The 21,273-nt window shown below is 39.8% G+C and carries 16 protein-coding genes; 13 read left to right on the top strand and 3 right to left on the bottom strand.

Annotation, left to right across the window (positions count from 1 at the left end; genetic code table 11):
- Nucleotides 1–52: 52 nt before the first annotated feature.
- The 9 genes from B9A58_RS03410 (at nt 53) to dnaN (ending at nt 10,236) form a co-directional block, all read left to right on the top strand.
- The gene (locus B9A58_RS03410) at nt 53–871 is read left to right on the top strand and encodes a purine-nucleoside phosphorylase (protein WP_084371011.1); all 819 of its coding nucleotides are present in this window, start codon (nt 53–55) and stop codon (nt 869–871) included.
- Nucleotides 872–883: 12 nt separating this feature from the next.
- Nucleotides 884–1,603, top strand: coding sequence for an SDR family oxidoreductase (locus tag B9A58_RS03405; protein ID WP_317042045.1), 720 nt, complete (start codon nt 884–886; stop codon nt 1,601–1,603).
- A 23-nt stretch (nt 1,604–1,626) separates the two neighbouring features.
- Nucleotides 1,627–2,544: a gliding motility-associated ABC transporter ATP-binding subunit GldA gene (gene gldA / locus B9A58_RS03400; protein WP_084371009.1), complete on the top strand. Its 918-nt coding sequence runs from the start codon at nt 1,627–1,629 to the stop codon at nt 2,542–2,544.
- On the top strand, nt 2,545–3,273 hold the full coding sequence (gene gldF, locus B9A58_RS03395; RefSeq protein ID WP_084371008.1) for a gliding motility-associated ABC transporter permease subunit GldF: 729 nt from the start codon (nt 2,545–2,547) through the stop codon (nt 3,271–3,273).
- Nucleotides 3,267–4,952 (top strand): gliding motility-associated ABC transporter substrate-binding protein GldG, encoded by a 1,686-nt coding sequence (gene gldG / locus B9A58_RS03390; RefSeq protein ID WP_084371007.1) that lies wholly within the window; start codon nt 3,267–3,269, stop codon nt 4,950–4,952. Before gldF ends, gldG begins: the two co-directional genes overlap by 7 nt.
- A 7-nt stretch (nt 4,953–4,959) precedes the next feature.
- The gene (locus B9A58_RS03385) at nt 4,960–5,901 is read left to right on the top strand and encodes a hypothetical protein (protein WP_084371006.1); all 942 of its coding nucleotides are present in this window, start codon (nt 4,960–4,962) and stop codon (nt 5,899–5,901) included.
- 12 nt (nt 5,902–5,913) lie between these two features.
- On the top strand, nt 5,914–6,492 hold the full coding sequence (locus B9A58_RS03380) for a helix-turn-helix domain-containing protein (RefSeq protein ID WP_084371005.1): 579 nt from the start codon (nt 5,914–5,916) through the stop codon (nt 6,490–6,492).
- 84 nt (nt 6,493–6,576) lie between these two features.
- Nucleotides 6,577–8,967 (top strand): heavy metal translocating P-type ATPase, encoded by a 2,391-nt coding sequence (locus tag B9A58_RS03375; protein WP_245826982.1) that lies wholly within the window; start codon nt 6,577–6,579, stop codon nt 8,965–8,967.
- A gap of 141 nt (nt 8,968–9,108) precedes the next feature.
- Complete coding sequence (gene dnaN / locus B9A58_RS03370; RefSeq protein WP_084371004.1) at nt 9,109–10,236, top strand: DNA polymerase III subunit beta; 1,128 nt, start codon at nt 9,109–9,111, stop codon at nt 10,234–10,236.
- Between the two features lie 74 nt (nt 10,237–10,310).
- Here dnaN and B9A58_RS03365 read toward each other — a convergent pair whose 3' ends face one another.
- From B9A58_RS03365 to B9A58_RS03355, 3 genes are all read right to left on the bottom strand, one after another.
- Nucleotides 10,311–11,441 carry a carboxypeptidase-like regulatory domain-containing protein gene (locus B9A58_RS03365; RefSeq protein ID WP_084371003.1) on the bottom strand — a complete coding sequence of 377 codons (1,131 nt, stop codon included), beginning with the start codon at nt 11,439–11,441 and terminating at the stop codon, nt 10,311–10,313.
- Between the two features lie 210 nt (nt 11,442–11,651).
- A complete protein-coding gene (locus B9A58_RS03360; RefSeq protein WP_084371002.1) occupies nt 11,652–13,022 on the bottom strand; it encodes a TlpA family protein disulfide reductase in 1,371 nt (456 codons plus the stop codon).
- A 30-nt stretch (nt 13,023–13,052) separates the two neighbouring features.
- A complete protein-coding gene (locus B9A58_RS03355) occupies nt 13,053–14,666 on the bottom strand; it encodes a sensor histidine kinase (protein WP_084371001.1) in 1,614 nt (537 codons plus the stop codon).
- Between the two features lie 220 nt (nt 14,667–14,886).
- On the opposite strand from B9A58_RS03355, the gene B9A58_RS03350 reads away from it, so the two are divergent.
- From B9A58_RS03350 to B9A58_RS03335, 4 genes are all read left to right on the top strand, one after another.
- On the top strand, nt 14,887–15,708 hold the full coding sequence (locus B9A58_RS03350) for a DMT family transporter (RefSeq protein ID WP_084371000.1): 822 nt from the start codon (nt 14,887–14,889) through the stop codon (nt 15,706–15,708).
- 263 nt (nt 15,709–15,971) lie between these two features.
- Nucleotides 15,972–19,061 carry a cytochrome c biogenesis protein gene (gene ccsA, locus B9A58_RS03345; protein ID WP_176214663.1) on the top strand — a complete coding sequence of 1,030 codons (3,090 nt, stop codon included), beginning with the start codon at nt 15,972–15,974 and terminating at the stop codon, nt 19,059–19,061.
- Nucleotides 19,062–19,109: 48 nt separating this feature from the next.
- Nucleotides 19,110–19,487, top strand: coding sequence for a hypothetical protein (locus B9A58_RS03340; protein WP_084370998.1), 378 nt, complete (start codon nt 19,110–19,112; stop codon nt 19,485–19,487).
- Nucleotides 19,488–19,896: 409 nt separating this feature from the next.
- A complete protein-coding gene (locus tag B9A58_RS03335) occupies nt 19,897–20,892 on the top strand; it encodes a hypothetical protein (protein ID WP_084370997.1) in 996 nt (331 codons plus the stop codon).
- The last annotated feature ends 381 nt before the right edge of the window (nt 20,893–21,273 follow it).

Below are 21,273 nucleotides of genomic sequence, written 5' to 3'. Positions count from 1 at the left end.
CCTTTTTTTGATTGCCCCATACTATCTTAGCGGCGAAGTGCAAGATTGAAATATGGATTATCTATTACAAATCAAGGAAGCTGTTGCTTTCATCAGAAAGCAAACTGATTTTGAACCTGACTTTGGAATCGTTTTGGGTACGGGTTTGGGTGCGCTAGTCAATGAGGTGAAGGTTGTCAGTGAAATCAATTATGAAGACATACCTCACTTTCCGTTATCCACAGTGGAATCACATTCAGGTAAGTTGATATTTGGCTACCTGAGTGATAAAACAGTTGTTGTGATGAAAGGGCGCTTTCACTACTATGAAGGCTACAACATGAAAGAGGTTACTTTTCCTGTTCGGGTGATGAAGTTGCTTGGTGTCAAAAAGCTCATCATTTCCAATGCATCTGGAGCACTAAATCCAGATTACCGGAAGAGCGAATTGATGGTGATCAACGATCACATCAATCTACAAACCGAAAACCCGCTGACTGGAAAAAATCTTGATGAATTGGGGGTGAGATTTCCAGACATGAGTGAGCCATACGATCAATCTATGATTGATACAGCTATTAGAATTGGTAAGGAAGAAAATATAACTTTGCATCAAGGCGTTTATGTAGGAGTAAATGGCCCGAATTTGGAGACGAAAGCAGAGTACCAGATGCTTAGGGTAATTGGGGCAGATGCAGTAGGCATGTCTACAGTTCCTGAGAATATTGTGGCCAGACAAATGGATATGCCAGTTTTTGCAGTTTCTGTGCTTACAGATTTATGCTATCCTGGTCACTTACAAAAAATATCCGTAGAAGAGGTGATTGCTGCGGCAATGAAGGCAGAACCCAATTTGACCAAACTTATCAGAAGGGTGATTGCAGAGGCTTAAGAATTAGAAAGATTGAAAATAGTATATAACAACATGAGTTTAGAAGGGAGAGTAGCCATCGTTACTGGAGCCAGTAAAGGTATAGGACTCGAAATCGTGAAACTTCTCCTTCATAAGGGAGTGAAAGTAGCAGGCTGGAGTCGAACAGATAATGATGTGACTGATCCAAATTACCTTTTCATATCAGTAGATGTGAGTGACCCAGAGAGTGTGGCTCATGCGTATAATCAAACTACTGAAATGCTTGGTGAAGACGTGGATATTCTGGTCAATAATGCAGGAGTAGGACATTATGGTATGATGGATGAGATGCCCTTTGAACAATGGAAGCAGATGTTTGACGTCAATGTGCATGGTATCTACTTTGTGTCGAATGCTGTCATCCCAAAAATGAAAGAACTAGACAGAGGCCATATTATTAATATTGGCTCTATAGCAGGCAAAAATCCAGTAAAAGGCATGGTAGGCTATTCAGGTACCAAACACGCCGTGACAGGTATCTCACATTCCATGTTCATGGAGCTGAGAGACTTTGGAATCAAAGTGACCTGTATTTATCCAGGTAGTGTGAATACTAATTTCTTTGATGACATTGAAAGCGTCACGGCCAACGAAAACATGATGAGACCACAAGATGTGGCAAGTAGTGTTGTGCACTGCTTGGAAACACATCCTAATTATTTGCCTGTAGATTTTGAGGTAAGACCCTTGCGTCCAAAGCCAACTAAATAATCCTAATTCAAACTGCATTTCCCTTGTCTATAGAAGTTCAAAACCTTACAAAAATCTACGGGCAGCAAAAAGCTGTCAATCAGATTTCCTTTGCGGCAAAGAAAGGAGAAATCTTGGGTTTTCTAGGACCGAATGGGGCTGGCAAATCCACTACCATGAAAATTGCCACAGGCTATCTGGGTGCTAGTGAGGGCAAGGTGCTGGTTGGAGGAATAGATGTGGGTCTTGACCCCTTGCGAGCCAAACAAATCATTGGGTATTTGCCAGAACATAATCCATTGTATTTGGATATGTATATTCATGAGTTTTTAGCCTTTTCGGCTAAAGTGAATAAAATGAAATCAGCTGAAATTAAAGAAGCCATAGCACGTGTCGTGGAGATGTGTGGGTTAACGCTCGAACAAAACAAAAAAATCGGCCAACTGTCCAAAGGTTATAGGCAAAGAGTGGGATTGGCTCAAGCGCTATTGCACGACCCAGAAGTGTTGATTTTAGACGAACCCACGACAGGTTTAGATCCAAATCAGATTCTTGAAATACGAAAGCTGATAAAAGAAGTGAGCAAGGACAAAACTGTCATTTTTTCATCACATATCATGCAGGAAGTAGAGGCACTTTGTGATCGAGTAGTGGTGATCAATAAAGGTGAACTAGTTGCTGACCAGCCGATTGCAGCGTTTTCTAAAGGACTCTCAGATGAAACCTTGCTTCGAGTGGAGTTCCAATCTGCAGTGGATGTAGAGTTGCTTCAATCTATTGCAGAAATCAAAAGAGTGAAGGAAGTACATGTGGGTATTTATCAGCTACTGGTTACCAATAGTGAGGAGGCTAGAAGTGCCGTGTTTAGATTGGCTGGCGAAAAAAATCTTCCACTGGTTGGTTTACAGGAAGAAGAGAGTTCTTTCGACGAAATTTTTCATTTACTGACTAAAGACAAATAGATGCTCGCAGTATTTGTAAAAGAAATCAATGGTTTTTTGAATAGTCTGATCGCCTACATTGTAATAGGTGTGTTTCTAACATCCATTGGATTATTGATGTGGGTATTTCCAGAAAGCAGCATTCTGCAATACGGCTATGCTGATATGAGTACCTTGTTCAATCTGGGACCCTATGTATTTATGTTCTTGATTCCTGCTATCACCATGCGTTTTTTCTCAGAGGAGAAAAGAACGGGGACAGAAGAACTTCTCATGACCAAACCACTGACCACGCTTCAAATCGTGCTTGGTAAGTACTTTGCGGGATTTGCACTGGTTATCATGTCAGTATTGCCTACTTTGATTTATTTCTATTCTGTCTATACCTTGGGCAATCCAGTAGGGAATTTGGATATTTCTGGTACTGTAGGTTCTTATGTTGGACTCATTCTTTTAGGTGGTGTGTTTGTAGCTATTGGGATATTTTCTTCTGCACTCACTGACAATCAGGTAGTTGCTTTTGTGTTGGCCGTTTTTTTATGTTTTGTACTCTATTCAGGATTATCATCTTTGGCCAATATAGACGTATGGGGGCCAGCTTCATTAGTGCTTCTGCAAATCAGTCTTGTTTTTCACTATGAGTCACTGAGTAGGGGATTGATAGACCTAGCAGATCTTGTGTATTTCATCAGTGTAGTTGCGACAATGATACTTTTTACTCAACTCAAACTAGACGCTAAAAAATGGTAAATCAGAAGCGAATAGAAAGCCTGTTGAGGTTGGGGATTGGTTTGCTCCTCATTGTGATATTGAATCAATTGGCAGGGATATTTGCTGCGCGATTGGATTTGACAGAAGAAAAAAGATACTCTGTAACGCCAGCAACAAGAGCCATGCTGGACGATCTTCAAGAGACAGTATATGTGGAAGTATTTCTGGAAGGAGAAATGCCAGCAGGATTCAAAAGATTGCGCAAAGCCATAGAAGAGACACTGAGCCAATTCGACTATTATGCAGACGGACTGTTGAAAGTCAATTTTATTGATCCATCTGCAGCCTTGAATGAGAAAGCACGAAACGAGTATTTTCGATCACTGATTGAACGTGGCCTTCAGCCCACAAATCTTTCTTACAAAAGAGATGGAAACAAAACGGAGAAACTCATCTTTCCAGGAGCCATTGTCAGCTATTACGGTCAGGAAGTGCCTGTGACCTTATTGAAAGGCAGCCAGTCTGCGACAGCAGAAGAGCGATTGAATCAATCCATAGAAGGGCTTGAGTATGAATTGGCGAATGCGATTCGAATATTAGCGAATGATCGCAGAAAAACTGTGGCATTGATACAGGGGCATGGCGAACCAGATAGTTTGAATTTAGCAGGATTGACCAATGCACTGTTGGAGAAATATGACGTGTTTAATGTGGATCTAAGTACTGAAGATAAAGACTTGAGTCGCTATGATGCCGTGATTTTCCCAAAGCCTACAGCGGCATTTACATCAAAAGAAAAGTACCAGATAGATCAATACATTATGAATGGAGGGAAGTCCTTGTTCTTTGTAGATGCGCTTAGGGTAAATATGGATAGTGCCAGTGGAGAAGGAACTTTTGCCTTTCCTTATGAAACTGGTCTGGATGATCTATTTTTCAAATATGGCGTAAGGGTCAATCGCGACTATGTACAAGATATTGTTTGTGGAGAATATCCAATTGTGGCAGGCAATATGGGTGATCAAGCGCAAATCAGAATGTTGCCTTGGCCATTTTTTCCTATGGTGAACAATTTCGGGAACCATCCTATAGTAAAAAACCTAGATGCGATTTCAATGAAGTTTGTCTCTACGATCGATACCGTGAAAGCGGAAGGTATTGAGAAGATACCATTGCTCAAAACTTCCCAATATTCTATGGTAAATCAGGCACCAGTCAAAGTGGCTTTTAATGAATTACGTAAGAATCTAGACCCTGAGCGATTCAATCATGGCTCTAAAAATGTGGCCTATCTATTGAAAGGAGAATTCACCTCCATTTATAAGAATAGAATTCTGCCCAAAGGAATTGATAAGAGTGGTTTTAGGGAAGTGGGAATGGAGACTTCCATCTTAATCTGCTCAGATGGTGATATGATCAGAAATGAATTTAGCTTAAAAGACGGAACGCCTATGGAACTGGGCTTGAGTCCGTATAGTCAGATGAAATTTGCAAATAAAGACTTCGTCATGAACGCTGTGGACTATATGCTGAATGAACAGGGATTGATAGTGTCAAAGAATAAATCCTTTGCGATTCGTCCATTAGACAAGGTGAAAGTGGCTAACGAAAAGCTCAAATGGCAGATGATCAACTTGGTACTCCCAATTGTGCTGTTGATAATATATGGCGTGTTGAGGGCCTATTGGAGAAGGAAAAAATATGCCAGTTTTAAGTAAATAGGAAATGACAAAAATCAAGAAGCTTAGTTTTGTTTTTGTAGGACTCCTTATGGTTTCCTTACTTCTGATGTGGGTAGGGAAAAAAGATCGCGCAATATCTTCTGTTGATAAAAATTTGTTTGCAATAGCTGATACCACTCAAATCACTGGAATAGTCATACAGTATGGAGGTAAAGCGATTGCAATCCAACGTGGAGATAATGAATGGAGTATCAATAACCAGCACAAGGCCGACCCACAGCTGATCTACTTGTCCCAACGCATTCTGAGTGCCGTTGAAACGCAGCGACCTGTGAGCAAATCTAATCTAGAAACTATAAAGAAAGAATTGCTCGAATCGGGTAGGCAGGTGACGGTGGAGCTTTCTGGGGGTGAATCAAAACATTTTTATGCAGGGGGAAATACAGCAAAAACTACTGCTTATTTTGGGAACCAAGACTTGACTAAGATTTTTACTGTAGCGATTCCAGGCTATCAAAGTTACCTGTCTGGCATATTTGAGCTTACACTCAATCAGTGGAGAGATCGTGTGTTGTTTGCTTCCAGTTGGCGTACTGTTCAACATTTGACTGTCGACTATGCTGATCCAGTTCTCAATGATTTGAATATTTATTTTGACAATCAATTTCTAGCTGTGAATGGAGTAAGTGACTTGGACACCACAGTACTCATGACTTATCTCCAGCCATTGGAATTTTTTCAATTGAATGATTACCTGAACCCAGGAGCTTTCCCAAGGTATGATAGCTTGTTGAATGTTGAACCTATTGCGCAAATTAGCCTGGAGGACATTAATGTCACCAACAATAGGCAATTGAAAGTGTACCCTAAAATAGATGGTCAACGTTTCTATCTGCTGACCAATGCTGCTAATGAAATGATGGTGGTAGATGAGGGGCGAATGCAAAGACTAATGGCACAGCCCGTCCAGTTTCAAAAAGAATAAATCCCTTTAAGGATGAGCTCGATAGTTAATATTAAAAACATGGTTTGTCCCAGGTGCATCACAGCTGTCGAGCACATATTTGACCAACTTGACCTGGAAGTGAATTCAATACAGCTGGGAAGAGTCGAACTCAAATCTAATTCACTGAATCAAGATCAAATTTCAGTGTTAGACTTTCAGCTGGAAAAGCAGGGGTTTGCGAGAATTGATGACGGCAAGTCCAAGCTGCTAGAACAAATCAAGACACTCATAATTGATATGATTCATCATCAGGATCATTCCAATTTCAATGTCAATTGGTCAACTTTTCTTTCCGAAAAATTAGATTACGAATATCACTATTTAAGTACTTTATTTTCATCTGTTGCTGGCATTACCCTTGAGCAATTTATCATTAGACAAAAGGTTGAAAAAGTAAAAGAGTATTTGATCTATAATCAGCTCTCCATAAAAGAAATAGCCTATAAACTGGGCTATAGCAGTGTAGCTCATCTCTCCTCACAATTCAAAAAAACAACAGGCATGACTCCCACGGTTTTCAAAACTGATCGTTCGAGCAACTTGCGCAAGCCTCTGGACAGTATCTTATAATTTTATAATTCTTCCTGAAGATTGTGTAATGCAAAATATATTGACCTTGTAGAGTTTTGTATAGGTTAATTTTATAAGCCAAACATGATGAAACATACTTATCAGATTACAGGCATGTCTTGCAATGGATGCAAGTCCCATGTGGAAGAAGCACTACTCCAAATCCCTCAGGTCAAGTCAGTCTCAGTGGATCTCAAGGCAGGGAAAGCGAATGTTGAAATGTCAGAAGACATTTCCCTTGACAAGCTACAAGAGACTTTAGCGAATGCTCAGTACGACATTTTTCCAGAAGACCATGAGGTAGAAGATCTGCAGTTGGCACCACTGCCTATTATTGATGTTAAAGGAGTGTACTATTGTCCCATGCACTGTGAGGGAAATAAGACTTACACTAAACCTGGTCATTGCCCAGTATGCGGAATGGATCTCGTGCCAGAAGCCAGTAGGCAAGAGGAAGGTGCATCTGAAGAGCAGAAGGCCTATGACGCATTGGTGAAGAAATTCAAAGTTGCCTTAGCTTTTACACTTCCTATTTTTTGTATTGCCATGTCAGACATGATTCCAAACAATCCTATGTTTGAATGGATGCCTCTTGAATACTGGAATTGGGTGCAGCTGATGCTCTCTATTCCAGTGGTTTTTTATGCAACTTGGATGTTTTTTATTCGAGCCTATTCATCCGTCATTTCTGGTATGTACAACATGTTTACCTTGATTGGGATAGGTGCAGGAGTGGCGTGGCTCTTTAGTGTGTTTGGTTTGCTTTTGCCTGACGTGTTTCCAGACCAATTTAGAACAGAATCAGGTACCATCCACATGTATTTTGAGTCGACGGTGGTAATATTGACCTTGGTGTTGTTAGGTCAGCTATTGGAAGCCCGTGCGCACAGCAAAACGTCAAGTGCAGTCAGAGAGCTTCTCAAACTGGCTCCCAGTCAGGCAATTAAAGTGGAAGGAAGTCAGGAGATTGTAATATCCATTGAACAGATCAAAGTAGGGGATATCCTGAGGGTGAAGCCTGGTGAAAAGGTGCCTGTGGATGGAACGATTTCAAATGGGCAAAGTGTGATTGATGAATCTATGGTTACAGGGGAGCCAACACCAGTGGATAAACAGATGGGAGATAAAGTAGTAGCCGGAACGATCAACGGCAATCAATCCTTTCTGATGGAAGCCACCAAGGTTGGGGCAGATACTTTGCTTTCGCAAATCATTGATATGGTTAAACAGGCAAGTAGAAGTCGTGCACCCATACAAAAAATGGCTGACAAAATTTCTGGCTATTTTGTTCCTGCTGTTGTAGGAATTTCTGCGTTGACTTTTATTGTGTGGTTGATATTTGGCCCTGAGCCATCTATGGTGTATGCGCTTGTCAATGCTATTGCTGTGTTGATCATTGCTTGCCCTTGTGCCCTCGGTTTGGCTACACCCATGTCTGTCATGGTTGGTGTAGGTAAAGGTGCTGAATGGGGTGTCCTGATCAAGGAAGCTGCCTCACTTGAAAAAATGAGTGAGATAGATGCAATTATTATAGACAAAACGGGTACGGTCACAGCAGGCAAACCATCTGTAGAAAAAGTAATGGCATTTGATTTGGATGAAGACAAACTAATCAGTTTAATGGCTTCTGCTAATCAACAAAGTGAGCACCCTCTGGCGGCAGCCATGGTAAAATATGGAAAATCAAAAAATGTTGAATGGCTTCCTTTAGAAGATTTTGAGTCTATCACTGGTAAAGGGGTAGTCGCAAAAATTGATGGGATTGAAATTGTGATGGGTAATGATAAACTCATGAATGATTTTAAAATTGATAGAAGTGAATCTATTGAGACACAAATTAAAGAACAGCAAGAGTTAGGTAAGACGGTTCCTTACCTAGCTGTCAGTGGTCAAATAGTAGGTGCTGTTGTGATTTCTGACCCCATCAAAGCTACGAGCAAACAAGCCATCCGAGAACTCAAAGAGAGTGGGATAGAGGTAATTATGATGACGGGAGACAATCAACTGACTGCCCGTACTGTAGCACGTGAATTGGATTTGGATGAAGTGATTGCTGATTGCCTCCCTGCTGATAAAATGAACCGAGTTGCTAAATTAAAGGAGGAGGGAAGATCTGTAGCTATGGCTGGTGATGGTATAAATGATGCACCAGCACTGGCATTGGCGGAAGTGGGCATAGCTATGGGGACAGGTACAGATGTAGCCATAGAAAGTGCAGCTATTACTTTAGTGAAGGGGGACTTGCAAGACATAATAAAAGCTCTAAAATTGAGTAAGGCCGTAATGAAGAATATCAAACAGAATTTGTTCTTTGCATTAGTGTACAACGGTCTGGGTGTTCCACTGGCTGCTGGTGTTCTGTTTCCATTTTTTGGTATCCTCTTATCTCCTATGATTGCAGCATTGGCTATGAGCTTTAGTTCAGTTTCAGTAATTTCAAATGCACTTCGTTTGAAGAGATTGAAAATCGATTGAAAAGTGATTTTTGAGTCATTAAAATGCAATGAAATACAAGTAGTTTTTTATTAGCATTTTATCATTAACTTTGGCTCAAATTTGGGGTGGCTTTGCCTCACGCAATTTTCTGAATCTACAAACTTAAATATAGACTAGCGAATGAAATTTATAGTTTCTTCCTCTTACCTGCTCAAACAGTTGTCTGCCATCAATGGTGTAATCACTACCAATCCAGTGGTGCCAATTTTGGAAAATTTCCTGTTTGAAATTGCCGATGGAAAATTAACCATTACGGCTTCGGACTTACAGACTTCTATGATCACAGAACTCGAAGTTGAAGCCAAAGAAAATGGCAACATTGCTGTTCCTTCTAAGATTTTGTTGGAGACTTTGAGAAACTTGCCAGAGCAGCCAGTTACTTTCAGTATTGACGAAGAAACTTATAGCATTGAAATCAATTCAGATAACGGTCGATACAAATTGGCAGGAGAGAATGCTACTGACTTCCCAAAGGTGCCTAGCGTATCTGATGGTAATGATGTAAATATCTCATCAGATGTTTTGGGTCATGCGATCAACAACACCATTCTAGCCACCAGTAGTGACGAGCTTCGCCCAGCTATGACCGGGGTGTATTTAAACCTGTCTGATACAAATACCACTTTCGTGGCAACAGATGGGCATCGTTTGATCAGATACAGAAGAGTAGATATTGCTGCGGACAATGGTGCAAGCATGATTATTCCTAGAAAAGCATTGACTTTATTGAAATCTACTTTGCCAAGCGGCAACACCAATGTAAACGTTCAATATAATGTAGCCAATGCTTTTTTCAAGTTTGATGGCATACACATGGTTTGTCGTTTGATTGATGAGCGTTTCCCAGATTACGAGAATGTGATTCCAGCAAACAATGACAACGAAATGATCATTGATCGAACGGAGTTATTGGGCTCATTGAAACGTATCGCGATATATGCCAATAAAACTACACACCAAGTAAGACTGAAGATTACAGGTAGCGAATTGGTGATTTCGTCTGAAGATTTAGATTTCTCAAATGAGGCCAACGAAAGATTGTCTTGCGATCATAATGGAGCAGATATCGAAATTGGGTTCAATGGCAAATTTTTAATTGAAATGCTTGCGAACATAGATTCGACTCAGGTGTCTATGAAGTTTTCTGAACCTAACAAAGCTGGATTGCTTTTCCCAGTAGACAAGGACGACAATGAAGATCTATTGATGCTAGTAATGCCAGTGATGCTGAGCAATTATTCGGCGTAAATGGGATCCAAATTTTAAGAAATTAAAAAGCCACTCAATCGAGTGGCTTTTTTGTACTCCGAAAATAAGGCTAGTTAATAGCCCAATGCGTGTTTCTCTTTTGTGCTCAACTTGATATAGTTAAAGTCGTCCCAAAAACTTTCTGAAAAGGTTGATGCTTGATGAAAGAAGATGTCGTTTTTAGTCAGTGATTGTGTCAACTCAGGCTTGGAGGTGATGGTTTCAAAGTCAGTTACAACCAACAATGCCTCAAAAGTGACGGTTCTACCATGCTGATCCCACTCGCCCAAATAGGACACCCTGTGGATATACCAGCTGCTATTGACTTCCTTATACTCTTCAGTCCATTTTGCTTTTTTCCAGAAATTCTGACCGTCTAGCAGGGGTTCGTATTCAGTACGGATGATCGCCTTGGATTCCGAATCTATGTATATGGTACCTCTACAATCCCCCTTTTTGGATTTGGGCTCAAAGTTGATCTGAAAGACTTCTTTCCCGTCATACCAAGTCAACCCTTCTTTTGTAAAAGTGTAGTGATCAAGCCTTTCTTTTTTTATAAAGCTGTCTGTTCGTCTGGTCACCCCATTGATCATGTCTGTGGCATGGCCATGAATCAATGGCATGTACATGGTATCAAGGTCTGCAAAATTTTTCTTTCGGGTTTTTCTCGCATGTATAGTAGGTTTCTCCTTGCTGTATACAGTCGGATAGTAGATATCAAAAATACCTTCCGCGAGGTAAATGCAGTCTTTATCCGTACTGAGAGTCTCCTTGTAATAGGAGGAGAGTAGTTGGTCCGAGTATTCGTAGTTGATTTGGTGATAGTTGTTTACATCTTTCAATACCTGATCTGCCGTAACCACAACTACCTCTTCCAGCATTTCTGCTTTTGGGATTAAATTGACTGATAAATTGGTGTTGTCATGGCTCAATGGAATGGCGGCAGTTTCATAGCCAATGAATTTGATAAGCAACAAGTTTTCTGCTCTGTGATAATTGATTTGAAACACGAATTCCCCTTCAAGATTCGTGGTAGTACCTGTTTGGTTATAGATGATGTTTGCAAAGGCCAGTGGTAGACTAGTCGCTTGATCAATAACTTTTCCAGATACTTTCAGTGAAGTTCCTTCTTCTAGGTTAGGAAGGTTGGCTTGCGTCCTGTTTGCTATCAAAAGCAACAAGGCAAATAAAACCAATCGCTTCATTGTAGTTGCACATTAATTGTCTAATAATTAAAATCTTTCTTAGCTGATTATTAGAATAATACCAATCCATGTGCTGGTGAATGGATGCAGTAATTTAGATAAAATAATATTATTTATAGCAATTATTGGTCGTTCGTATAACTGCTATTCGTCGAATTTGTTTCTCATCTATATGGGTAGAGTTATAATAATTCGTAGAATCGTATCATTTTAAGAATTTTCAAAAAATTCATCAAACAAATCCCTGATTTGAGGATCTGACGGGCGTGGCGCATTTGGATTTACAATATTTCCTTCTGGATCAATGATGATAAATCTAGGAATGCCATCTATTGCATAGGCTTTTACAAATTCAGATTGCCAGTCACTATCGGCAAAAAGTTGTACACCTTTCAGTTCCTTGTCTGCTATCATTTGCTGCCACTTTTCGAAATCCTTTTGTACATCTATAGAGATACTCACAAACTCGATGCGTGCATCATGATAATCATTTTCCAGACTTTTTAAAGACGGAATTTCTCTAAGACATGGGCCACACCAGGTCGCCCAAACATCCACATACAAATACTTTCCCCTGAGGTCTTTTAAAGTAACAGTCTCTCCATTAATGCTTTGATAGGCGAATGTAGCAGAAGGCATGCCTGCCTGCAGTTTTCTTATTTTTTCAATTTTATCCGATAGTTTGGAAATAGTGACACTATCTGTACTAATGGACACTATGCCATTATAAATGGCTTCAGCATTTTCATTGCCTGCTTCCACGTCATATATGAAGCTTGGGATAATGCCTTGCTTGATAGTAGACGATTCTATGTTTCTCATAGCGGTAAATGCTTCTTCGATCTCTCCACGTTGAATCATGGCGCCAAAGTAGCTCTGAATTAGATTCTTGTAATTTCTAAGGGTATTGAAATCTGCCTCACTGCTTAAGTCGATGTTGGTTAAATTCTTGTTGAAATTTTCGGATACCTTAAATTCAGAATCTTTAACTGCGTGTTGATGGTAATATTCGTAATTGACGAATTGAGCGAGATATTCATACTCAATGTTTCTTTGCTCAAGAGATACAAACTGATTGTCATCAATCCCTGCAGCAGCCAAGAGTTCGTTCATTTTAGATTTCCAATCTTGAAGAGTGGCTGAAAAAGGAGCCTCTTCTTGAGAAAACAAACTTTGAAAATCGACAGTCAGTTCTTCATCCAGTCGAGCCTTATTGGCTAAGTAATTATTGGTTTGAGTGCCTTTTCCTTCTCCTTTGAAGGTCAGTGTTTCATCAAACATAGGTTGGTCAATGGAAAGATTGATTGAATAGCCCTTGTCAAGGAAAATATTAGTTCTTTCTCTCCCTGAGTAGAATAGGTGGTAGCCTCTTTCAACCTTTAGGGTGTCGGAGAAAGTGCCATCTGCATTCAGATCTATGTCGTACGAAAAATCATTTCCTTTTACGGTAACATAGGCCCCATCTGTGTTGGTGATAGTTCCAGAAAAAAGAATGTAATCAATCTGGCTGGTCGGCTGACAGGACACGGTTAGTATGAATACAAGGAGTACAAGTGAGTGGAATTTTTTGAGTATTGACATGAGTAATGTTGTTTGTTTAGACCAAGATACTTATTCTTTTGGAAGTTCAATTATGAATTTCGACCCTTGGCCTGGTTGACTTTCTACTTTAATCTTTCCATTTAAAGCATTCACATGGTTTTTGACCAAATACAGCCCTAAGCCTCTGCCTTCCATTTTACCATCAAGCTTTTCGTAGATTAGGAAAAGGCGATTTTCATCCGCTTCCAGATCTATGCCTATTCCATTGTCGCACACGGATAGTACATAACTGTTTTGAGTTTCCTCAAAGCTGATTTTTACTTTAGGCTGTATGTTGGATCTTCTGAACTTGATCGCATTGTCTACCAAATAAGACAGGATATTTTTTATGAAATCATGAACTGATTTCAATTGTGCATCTGGAGAGATGTTGAATTCTACCTGAATGTCATTGTCTTCAATAATGCCACGAAAATTGACTAAAATTTCATGAGACATAGGGTAAAGGTCAATAACTTCACGGAGTTTTTTTTGACCTTCTCTTGCGGTCAATGTCTGATTCAAATCTTTGATGATTTGATCCAGGTTAACCGTGCTTTGCTCGATCAGGTTGAGAATTTCCAGATTATCGGAAGTTACTGAGGATTTGTCAAAAATTTGGGTTAGCCCCATCATATTGGATAGTGGGCTTCTCAAGTTATGAGAGATGATAAAGGCGAATTCTTCCAAATCTTTGTTCTGCCCCTTTAACGTTTCAATCAAATTGGATTTTTCTTTTTCGCTTTCCACGCGATCTGTAATGTCTTGCACAATACCATGAAGTTCGTTGCCCTCAATCAATGAATTCTGCTCACCAACAAAGGTGGTTCCATCACTTCTCTGGAATGTCATCTGATAATCAGTCAGTTTGCCACTTGCATTAAGCTCATCAAGTAGTTCTTCTCTATCTACAGGGTTTGCATATAAAGCAAAACAGTTTTGTCTGAGAAGTTCTTCTTCTGAATCAAATCCAAACATCTCAACCATGGCCTGATTCACAAATAGTAACTCACCCTTCACGTTTGACCTGAAAATGGCAACAGGCAGACTATCAGCTAATAGATGGTATTTTTTCTTTTCCTGAAAGAGTGACTTTGAAATTTCTTTTTGAGTAGTAATATCCTGTGCAGTACCGAATAAGCTATGAGGCTTTTTGTCCTTGTCAAAAATCGCACGACCAGTGGCTGCTATGTATTTGATATCTCCAGTGGATATTCGGATGCGATATTCCATCCTGCGCGAAACACGACCATTCAAGTGGTCTCTCATAGACTGATCAAACACAAGCCTATCCTCTTCAAAAATCTGCTTTCGAAGATTGTCGATGTTTGGTCCCTCATCTTTTGGGAGATCGAAAATGGCATACATCTCATCCGACCAATAAACTTCATTGGTTCGGGTGTTCCATTCCCAACTGCCGATTTTGACTTCTTGCTGTGCTTGCCTAAGCATAAACTTCAGGTTCTTATTCTCCTGAAGCAATTTTTTGTTAGGTGGTATGCGCTGCTTGAATCTCCGGCTCCAAGTGCCTTGATAAATTGAGTATACTCCGCTACCAAGTATTAGCATACCTAGTAGGGTACTCACTGTACTCTGTATTTCCATAAATGCTACTCTGCGAAACTGGTACAGGTGGATGTACATTTCGCATTTATTAAATCAAACCTTTCTTTCTCAAGCCTAATCTATATCAAAAGAAAATCCTAGCCAAAAATTCAAAAAAAACTTTAAACTAAACTTGAATGAAATTATTGTAACTCACTGAATATCAATGGATAGTTGTTGAATTATTTTTTCAATTGTTTAAACTCCTTCAAAAGCAGTAAAATCAATAGCTTCGCAGTTCTAATCTGGCTATGTTCAAATGAGTAAAATAAGAATTTTAGGGGTGGTGTTGGCCTTGTTAGGCGTGGTGCTTTTTTCTGCGAAAGCCGTTATGGTAAAGCTGGCCTACCAATATGATATTGACGCGGTTTCTCTATTGTTGATGAGGATGCTGTTTGCCTTGCCGTTCTACTTAGTAATAGCGTTGGTCAAAAGGCCGAAAGATACGAAAGTAATGAACTCCAGGATTTACTTGTGGATATTAGGGCTAGGTATAGTAGGCTACTATTTGGCTAGCCTATTTGATTTTTTAGGGTTGCAATATATCAAGGCAAGTCTGGAGCGAATTATTTTATTCATTTACCCTACAATTGTGCTGACTTATTTCGGTATTGTACTTGCTTTTTCACTGGAGCTTTCATTGGAAGGAAAGGGTTTGCTTATTGGTGGTAGCCTGATATTCCTCAGCGCGACTACTTATGCCTCATACATTGCTGGAAGTGGCTGGCTGATTCCAAAAATAGGAGCTACAGTTTTTACTTCTTATGCTATGATCGTGTCCTGCCTTTGTGTTCTGATACACTACGGATTAGTTGGAGATTTTAATCTTTTAAATTATCCTAATGAAGTTTATGGTTTGGGGCTGGCCATGGCAATTTTGTCCACAGTTATTCCATCATATTTGGTGTCCTATTCGATAAAAATGATTGGTGCACCAAGCTTCGCCATTGTGGCGAGTTTCGGACCCATTTCTACAATTCTGCTAGCTGATTATTTTCTGGGCGAAAGCATGCATTGGGCTCAATGGTTAGGAACTGTTTTGGTCCTGATTGGCGTCTTTTTTGTGACCAAAAAGGATTAACCAAGCAAAAAATGATTTTAATCATAAACTACGAGTTTAACTATTAGTACGTTTGCAGTTGGAAATTTTTGAGGTCTATCAATTTGCCAAGAATCAGTAGCCAGAAGTGGCAACTTAATTGAAATTACACAGTATATGATTTTTACTGCTGTAGGCATTTTATTATACCTAACGGTTTCATTAAATGATTGAGTTGAGGAGAGGAATCTGACATAATGATATTGAAATTTTTAAAACCACTGTTTTCTAACAAATTGACCACAGTGCTCTTAGTACTTTATGCCTTCACCATGGCGTATGCTACCTTTTTAGAGAATGACTTTGGCACACAGGCCGTGCTATCAATCATATATCGCGCTTGGTGGTTTGAAGTTATCATGGGACTACTTGCCTTAAACTTTGCAGGTAATATCTGGAGATACAAGCTATATCGTAAAGAGAAACTTGCTGTTTTAACTTTTCATGTTGCCTTTATTGTTATCCTCATTGGTGCCTTCGTGACGCGTTATGCAAGTTTTGAAGGACTGATGCACATCCGAGAAGGGGATTCATCCAACAAGATTGTTTCTCAGGATCGCTACTTGATGGTTGAGGTGAAAAAGGGAGACGAAGTGGAAAGTTTCGAAAAAAAATTGAATTTATCTGTATTCAAACAACCCGACTTGGTGGTGAATATGGGAGCCAATGACGAAATAGAAATAGAACCGAAAGCTTTTGTACCACAGGCAGAACAGCAGGTGATCGAGACTGAAAATGGATCTACAGTTTTGAAACTGGTGACCACATCTGGGGAAGGCAGGGAAAACTTGTATCTCGCCTCAGGTGGGGCTTTACTGATCAATAACTACCCAGTGACTTTCGATCGTCCAGTGGCCGGAGCAATTAATATTTTCAGCAAAGGAGACGAGCTATACATCCAGTCACCATTCGAAATGAATTTTATGGTGATGGCAACACAGACGGCCGGTATGCTGCCAGCTGATTCATTGATGCCTTTAAAAACCAGAGCGTTGTATCGAGGAGAGAACACACAATTTGTTATTCCCGAAGTCTACGAAAAAAGCTCAATCGTTTACTTGCCAGCCAAGGATCAAGAAAAAGGCAAGATGCTTGATGATTTACTTTTTGTAAAAATCAAATCTGAGGATCGAACACAAGAGATTCTTTTGAGCTCGTTTGATGGTAACTTCAGTGAAAAACAACACCTGGAAGTAGGAGACTATCACGTGGACATCAGTTACGGGCCAAAACCTATTGAAATTCCATTTTCAATTGAGTTGAGAGATTTTCAACTGGATAGATATCCAGGCTCTACAAGTCCCTCTTCATTTGCAAGCGAAGTGACCGTGATCAATGAAGATTCCTCTTTTCCTTATCGCATTTATATGAACAATGTATTGGATCACAAAGGGTACCGATTTTTCCAGGCCTCTTATGATACGGATGCACAAGGCACGGTTTTGTCGGTAAATCAGGATTTCTGGGGAACCAACATTACTTATCTGGGTTATACTTTAATGACATTAGGTATGCTGTTAACCCTTTTCGGGAAATACTCTCGTTTTCAAACGATCAATAAAAAACTGAATGACTTGAAGGCTAAAAAAGTAGCTGCTGCCGTCTTATTGGCCGTGATGGGGTTTGGTACTGCAACAGCGCAAGAAGGGCATAGCAAATTCAACTATGAACAGTCTCTGTTGACCAATGAAATCAATAAAGACCACGCATCTAAGTATGGTGAATTGATGGTTCAGGATATGGATGGCCGGATTAAGCCCATCAATACCTTGGGTTCTGAATTTTTGAGAAAAGTGCATGGTAAATCTACCTTCAAAGTGAGTGATGGAGACTACACGTCCAAACTCAATAGTGATCAGGTCTTCCTGATGATGCACGTCAATCCTTTAGTCTGGCAACAAGTGCCAATTATAAAAGTTGACCCTAATGGTGGAAAGGAGATCATGGACGTCATTGGTACGAATGAAGACCAATATTATTCATTTATTGACTTTCTGGATAAAGAAGGCAACTATCTCTTGACAGATATGGTAGATGTGGCCAGTCGAAAAAAACCAGCCGTACAGAATGCTTTCGATAAAGAGTTGATCAAAGTAGATGAAAGATTTAATGTGTTTTTTCAGGGTTTGACAGGCAATTACCTGAAGCTTTTCCCTAAGGAAGGAGACCCAGCCAATACTTGGTACACTGGCGCCTTTGAAGGTGGAATTTTCACAGGGGAGGATTCTACCTTCGTGCGACGAATTTTGCCTATGTATTATCAAAGCATCATGGAGTCTGTACGTGAAAAAGACTGGGCCAAGGCAGATGAAGTGTTGGGCTACATCAAAAAGTATCAAAACATCAAAGGTGCAGAGGTGCTGCCTGAAAGTGGTATTGTCAAAGCTGAGTTGCTATACAATAAGCTAAAGCTCTTCAATCACCTTTTTGGGTATTTGTGGTTATCTGGTATTGCGCTTCTTGCTGTAGCAATATTGAAAATTTTCAAATCAGAATCTCGTGGGATAAATATAGCCAGCAACGTACTCACTGGCTTGGTGTTTGTGCAGTTCCTGGCTTTGACATTCAACTTGGGCTTGCGCTGGTATGCTTCGGGTCATGCCCCTTGGAGTAACGGTTACGAAATGATCATTCTGGTAGGGTGGGGCTTGCTTTTCTTTGCTTTTATTTTTTATAAGAAATCGAATTTCGTAGTGCCATTGGGTGCTTTGTTTTCAGGCACCTTGTTGTTTGTTGCGTTTCTAGATTGGCTCAATCCTGAGATTACCAATCTGGTACCTGTACTCAAGTCCTACTGGCTCAAAATCCACGTAGCCATCATTGTAAGTAGTTATGCACCATTAGGTTTGTCAGCATTACTCGGCCTTATGACTTTGATTTTTATGATCATTGACAAAAAGAAAAATATCAAAATTGACATCAGTATCAAAGAAATGACCTACATCAATGAGATGTCAATGACCATTGGCTTGTTCTTGCTCACCATTGGCACATTTCTGGGTGGCATTTGGGCCAATGAATCCTGGGGGCGCTATTGGGGTTGGGACCCGAAAGAAACATGGGCATTGATTTCTGTCATTGTTTATGCTACAGTGCTACACTTGCGACTCATTCCAAAACTAAATGATGCCTATGTGTTTAATACGGCCAGTGTCATTGCCTTCTTCTCCATTATCATGACCTCCTTTGGGGTGAACTACTACTTGTCTGGTTTGCACTCCTATGCCAAAGGCGATCCATTGCCAATCCCAACTTTTGTGTACTACACAGTCGCGATCATTTTGGGGATTTGTACTTGGGCTTATTTTGCTAGGAGGAGGGTTGAAAAGGGTTGATATATTTGTAAGTTGAAGTGAATCTAGCTTCTAACCTAATTGAATTATATGAATAGTGAACAAATTCAAAGAATCGAAAAAACCCATTACGGTAAAGGGCTGATCTCTCAATATAACTCAAGTGTTAATCAGATAATTATTGGTATTCAATATTCTGGAAATGACGAATACTTTGCTGCTCCTAGAAAGTTAAATATAACACCAACTGATCGAGTTGTCCAATACATAGATTGTATCAATGACAGTTGTACAAAGGGAATTATTGATTTTACTTTTACATTGCAATTGATGCTGGCAAAAAGCCAAATGGAATATTTAGAAGATATCATTTGTGATGGTTATCAAGATGAAGAAAGAATGAGAGGAAACGGAAGCAGATGTAGAGCTAGAACACAAATCAAAATTTCTATTGAATATAGAAAATAATCTCCTGCCCTTGTTGGTCTTGTGACCAATCAAGCCTCAGCAGTCCTTAGCTGGCAGCTCCAGTTTGTTGAAGACAACGCCAACAAAGGCGAGCAAGTCCTCCTAAACCCTAGAACGTACAGAGTGATGGTACGACTTTCGACTTTGATTAGCGATTATATTTCATTGAGTCGAATAAGTTTAATGAGTCGTACCATCACTTGTGGCAGATGCTAATGTCCCTTGTGACACATTCGTCTTTTTAGATAACCTATGAGCCAAACTTTTTCATTTAGAATCAATATTGATCCTCTGAACCCTGAGTCATTTACGTCCATTAGTAAGTGTTGGGAGATTTCGCTAGTTTTATACTGGAGGCTCATGAAGCTACGCTCGCTCATCAAGGCCAACTGGCAAAATCTATTGAATCATGAAAAAGATATTTCTATTGTTGTTTAGTGTTGTTGTGCTTTCTACGAGTGTCTCAGCCCAGTCTAAAGTTGACCTGATTGATACCACTAACTATTATAGCTTTCATCTCAACTATTGGTTGAATATGCATCACTTCCTTTGGACAGAGGCTTTTTTGAATGTCAAGGCGGATAGTTCTATTGTGACGGTTGAATTTCCGTCAATTGATCGATCAAAGTTCGATAGTACTCTAAACTATTATAAGGAAGTTTTAGTAGGAAAAGACTTAAGGTACAATGACTACATGTCTGGTTTTAAAGACTGGATCACTGATCCGAATACGAGTTTTGAAGCTATTCCTGCTGAATTTGCTGAGCAGATGGATATATTGATCAATTTTGATCCAGTATATCAAAAGTATTTTTGGCTTGATCATCGTGCAGAAGTGATGGCAGTATTCAATGAAAATATTGATCTAATTCGAAAGACTGAAAACGAATTTGTAGATCGAATAACGTTGCTGACCAGACATTATTGGCAATTTGACCCACCTAGAGTCAGGGTAGACCTTAGTTATTTTGGTAAATCTACTACTAGGACTTTTGGCAATAATCCCTATACCACGCCATTCCCCACACACGTCGTAATGAATGTCGCGGGAGAGAATGAAGTACCAGGTAATTGGCTTGAACTGCTCTATCACGAATCTGCTCATGGCCTGATTCTTGGCAATTCGTACTTCGTGGCCGGAACCATAAAAGATTTAGGGGAAGCCGAAAATTTGAAACTACCTAGAAATCTCGAACACGTCTATCTATTCTATTTTACTGGTTATATCGCCAAGGAACTTCTTGAAAAACAAGGTGTCAAATATCCTCAAATGTATATGGAAAGGGAAGTCTATACTCAGTATTATCCATTGCTAGAAAAGTACTTGAAGTCTTATATAAAACGGAAATCAACCCTGTCTAAAGCGACCAGAAATTTTTTGAAAGAGTTGAATAAAGGCCAGTAACTAGAATGGAAGCTGAGAGACGAGGGGCATTACAGACTGATCCGTCATTAGGGTGTTTGAGATATCGCTTCTGAAATGTTTTACGGTATGATAAAACCAAAAAAGGGTGCGAAAATCACGAAGACCTTTGCACCCCCTTCAATGCACCTCAACCTAGGCCGAAGTACACTGCCAAACTACTGTAGAAAGCCATTCAATTGTAGAGATCAACTGATGTCGAACCTTTCTTTTGAAACCTCTCCGAACTTCGATCTAATTTGACGTGTCTCCTTAAATCTTCCCTTCTTTGAGATGGTCTTAACGACTGACTTTTTTCTCTTATTTGGTAATTCTAAGGTAGAAACTAAAACACCTTTGTACAATAATTTTGCCCTTCTCTTA

The sequence above is a fragment of the Reichenbachiella faecimaris genome (assembly GCF_900176375.1).
Lineage (GTDB): Bacteria > Bacteroidota > Bacteroidia > Cytophagales > Cyclobacteriaceae > Reichenbachiella > Reichenbachiella faecimaris.
This window is presented reverse-complemented; position numbering and strand designations above follow the sequence as displayed.

Excerpts from the sequence above, each read along its gene's own strand:
- B9A58_RS03410 (WP_084371011.1), top strand. The coding sequence starts at position 53 with ATGGATTATCTATTACAAATCAAGGAAGCTGTTGCTTTCATCAGAAAG.
- gldF (WP_084371008.1), top strand. The coding sequence starts at position 2,545 with ATGCTCGCAGTATTTGTAAAAGAAATCAATGGTTTTTTGAATAGTCTG.
- gldG (WP_084371007.1), top strand. The coding sequence starts at position 3,267 with ATGGTAAATCAGAAGCGAATAGAAAGCCTGTTGAGGTTGGGGATTGGT.
- B9A58_RS03385 (WP_084371006.1), top strand. The coding sequence starts at position 4,960 with ATGACAAAAATCAAGAAGCTTAGTTTTGTTTTTGTAGGACTCCTTATG.
- B9A58_RS03380 (WP_084371005.1), top strand. The coding sequence starts at position 5,914 with ATGAGCTCGATAGTTAATATTAAAAACATGGTTTGTCCCAGGTGCATC.
- B9A58_RS03375 (WP_245826982.1), top strand. The coding sequence starts at position 6,577 with ATGATGAAACATACTTATCAGATTACAGGCATGTCTTGCAATGGATGC.
- dnaN (WP_084371004.1), top strand. The coding sequence starts at position 9,109 with ATGAAATTTATAGTTTCTTCCTCTTACCTGCTCAAACAGTTGTCTGCC.
- B9A58_RS03365 (WP_084371003.1), bottom strand. The coding sequence starts at position 11,441 with ATGAAGCGATTGGTTTTATTTGCCTTGTTGCTTTTGATAGCAAACAGG.
- B9A58_RS03360 (WP_084371002.1), bottom strand. The coding sequence starts at position 13,022 with ATGTCAATACTCAAAAAATTCCACTCACTTGTACTCCTTGTATTCATA.
- B9A58_RS03355 (WP_084371001.1), bottom strand. The coding sequence starts at position 14,666 with ATGTACATCCACCTGTACCAGTTTCGCAGAGTAGCATTTATGGAAATA.
- B9A58_RS03350 (WP_084371000.1), top strand. The coding sequence starts at position 14,887 with ATGAGTAAAATAAGAATTTTAGGGGTGGTGTTGGCCTTGTTAGGCGTG.
- B9A58_RS03340 (WP_084370998.1), top strand. The coding sequence starts at position 19,110 with ATGAATAGTGAACAAATTCAAAGAATCGAAAAAACCCATTACGGTAAA.
- B9A58_RS03335 (WP_084370997.1), top strand. The coding sequence starts at position 19,897 with ATGAAAAAGATATTTCTATTGTTGTTTAGTGTTGTTGTGCTTTCTACG.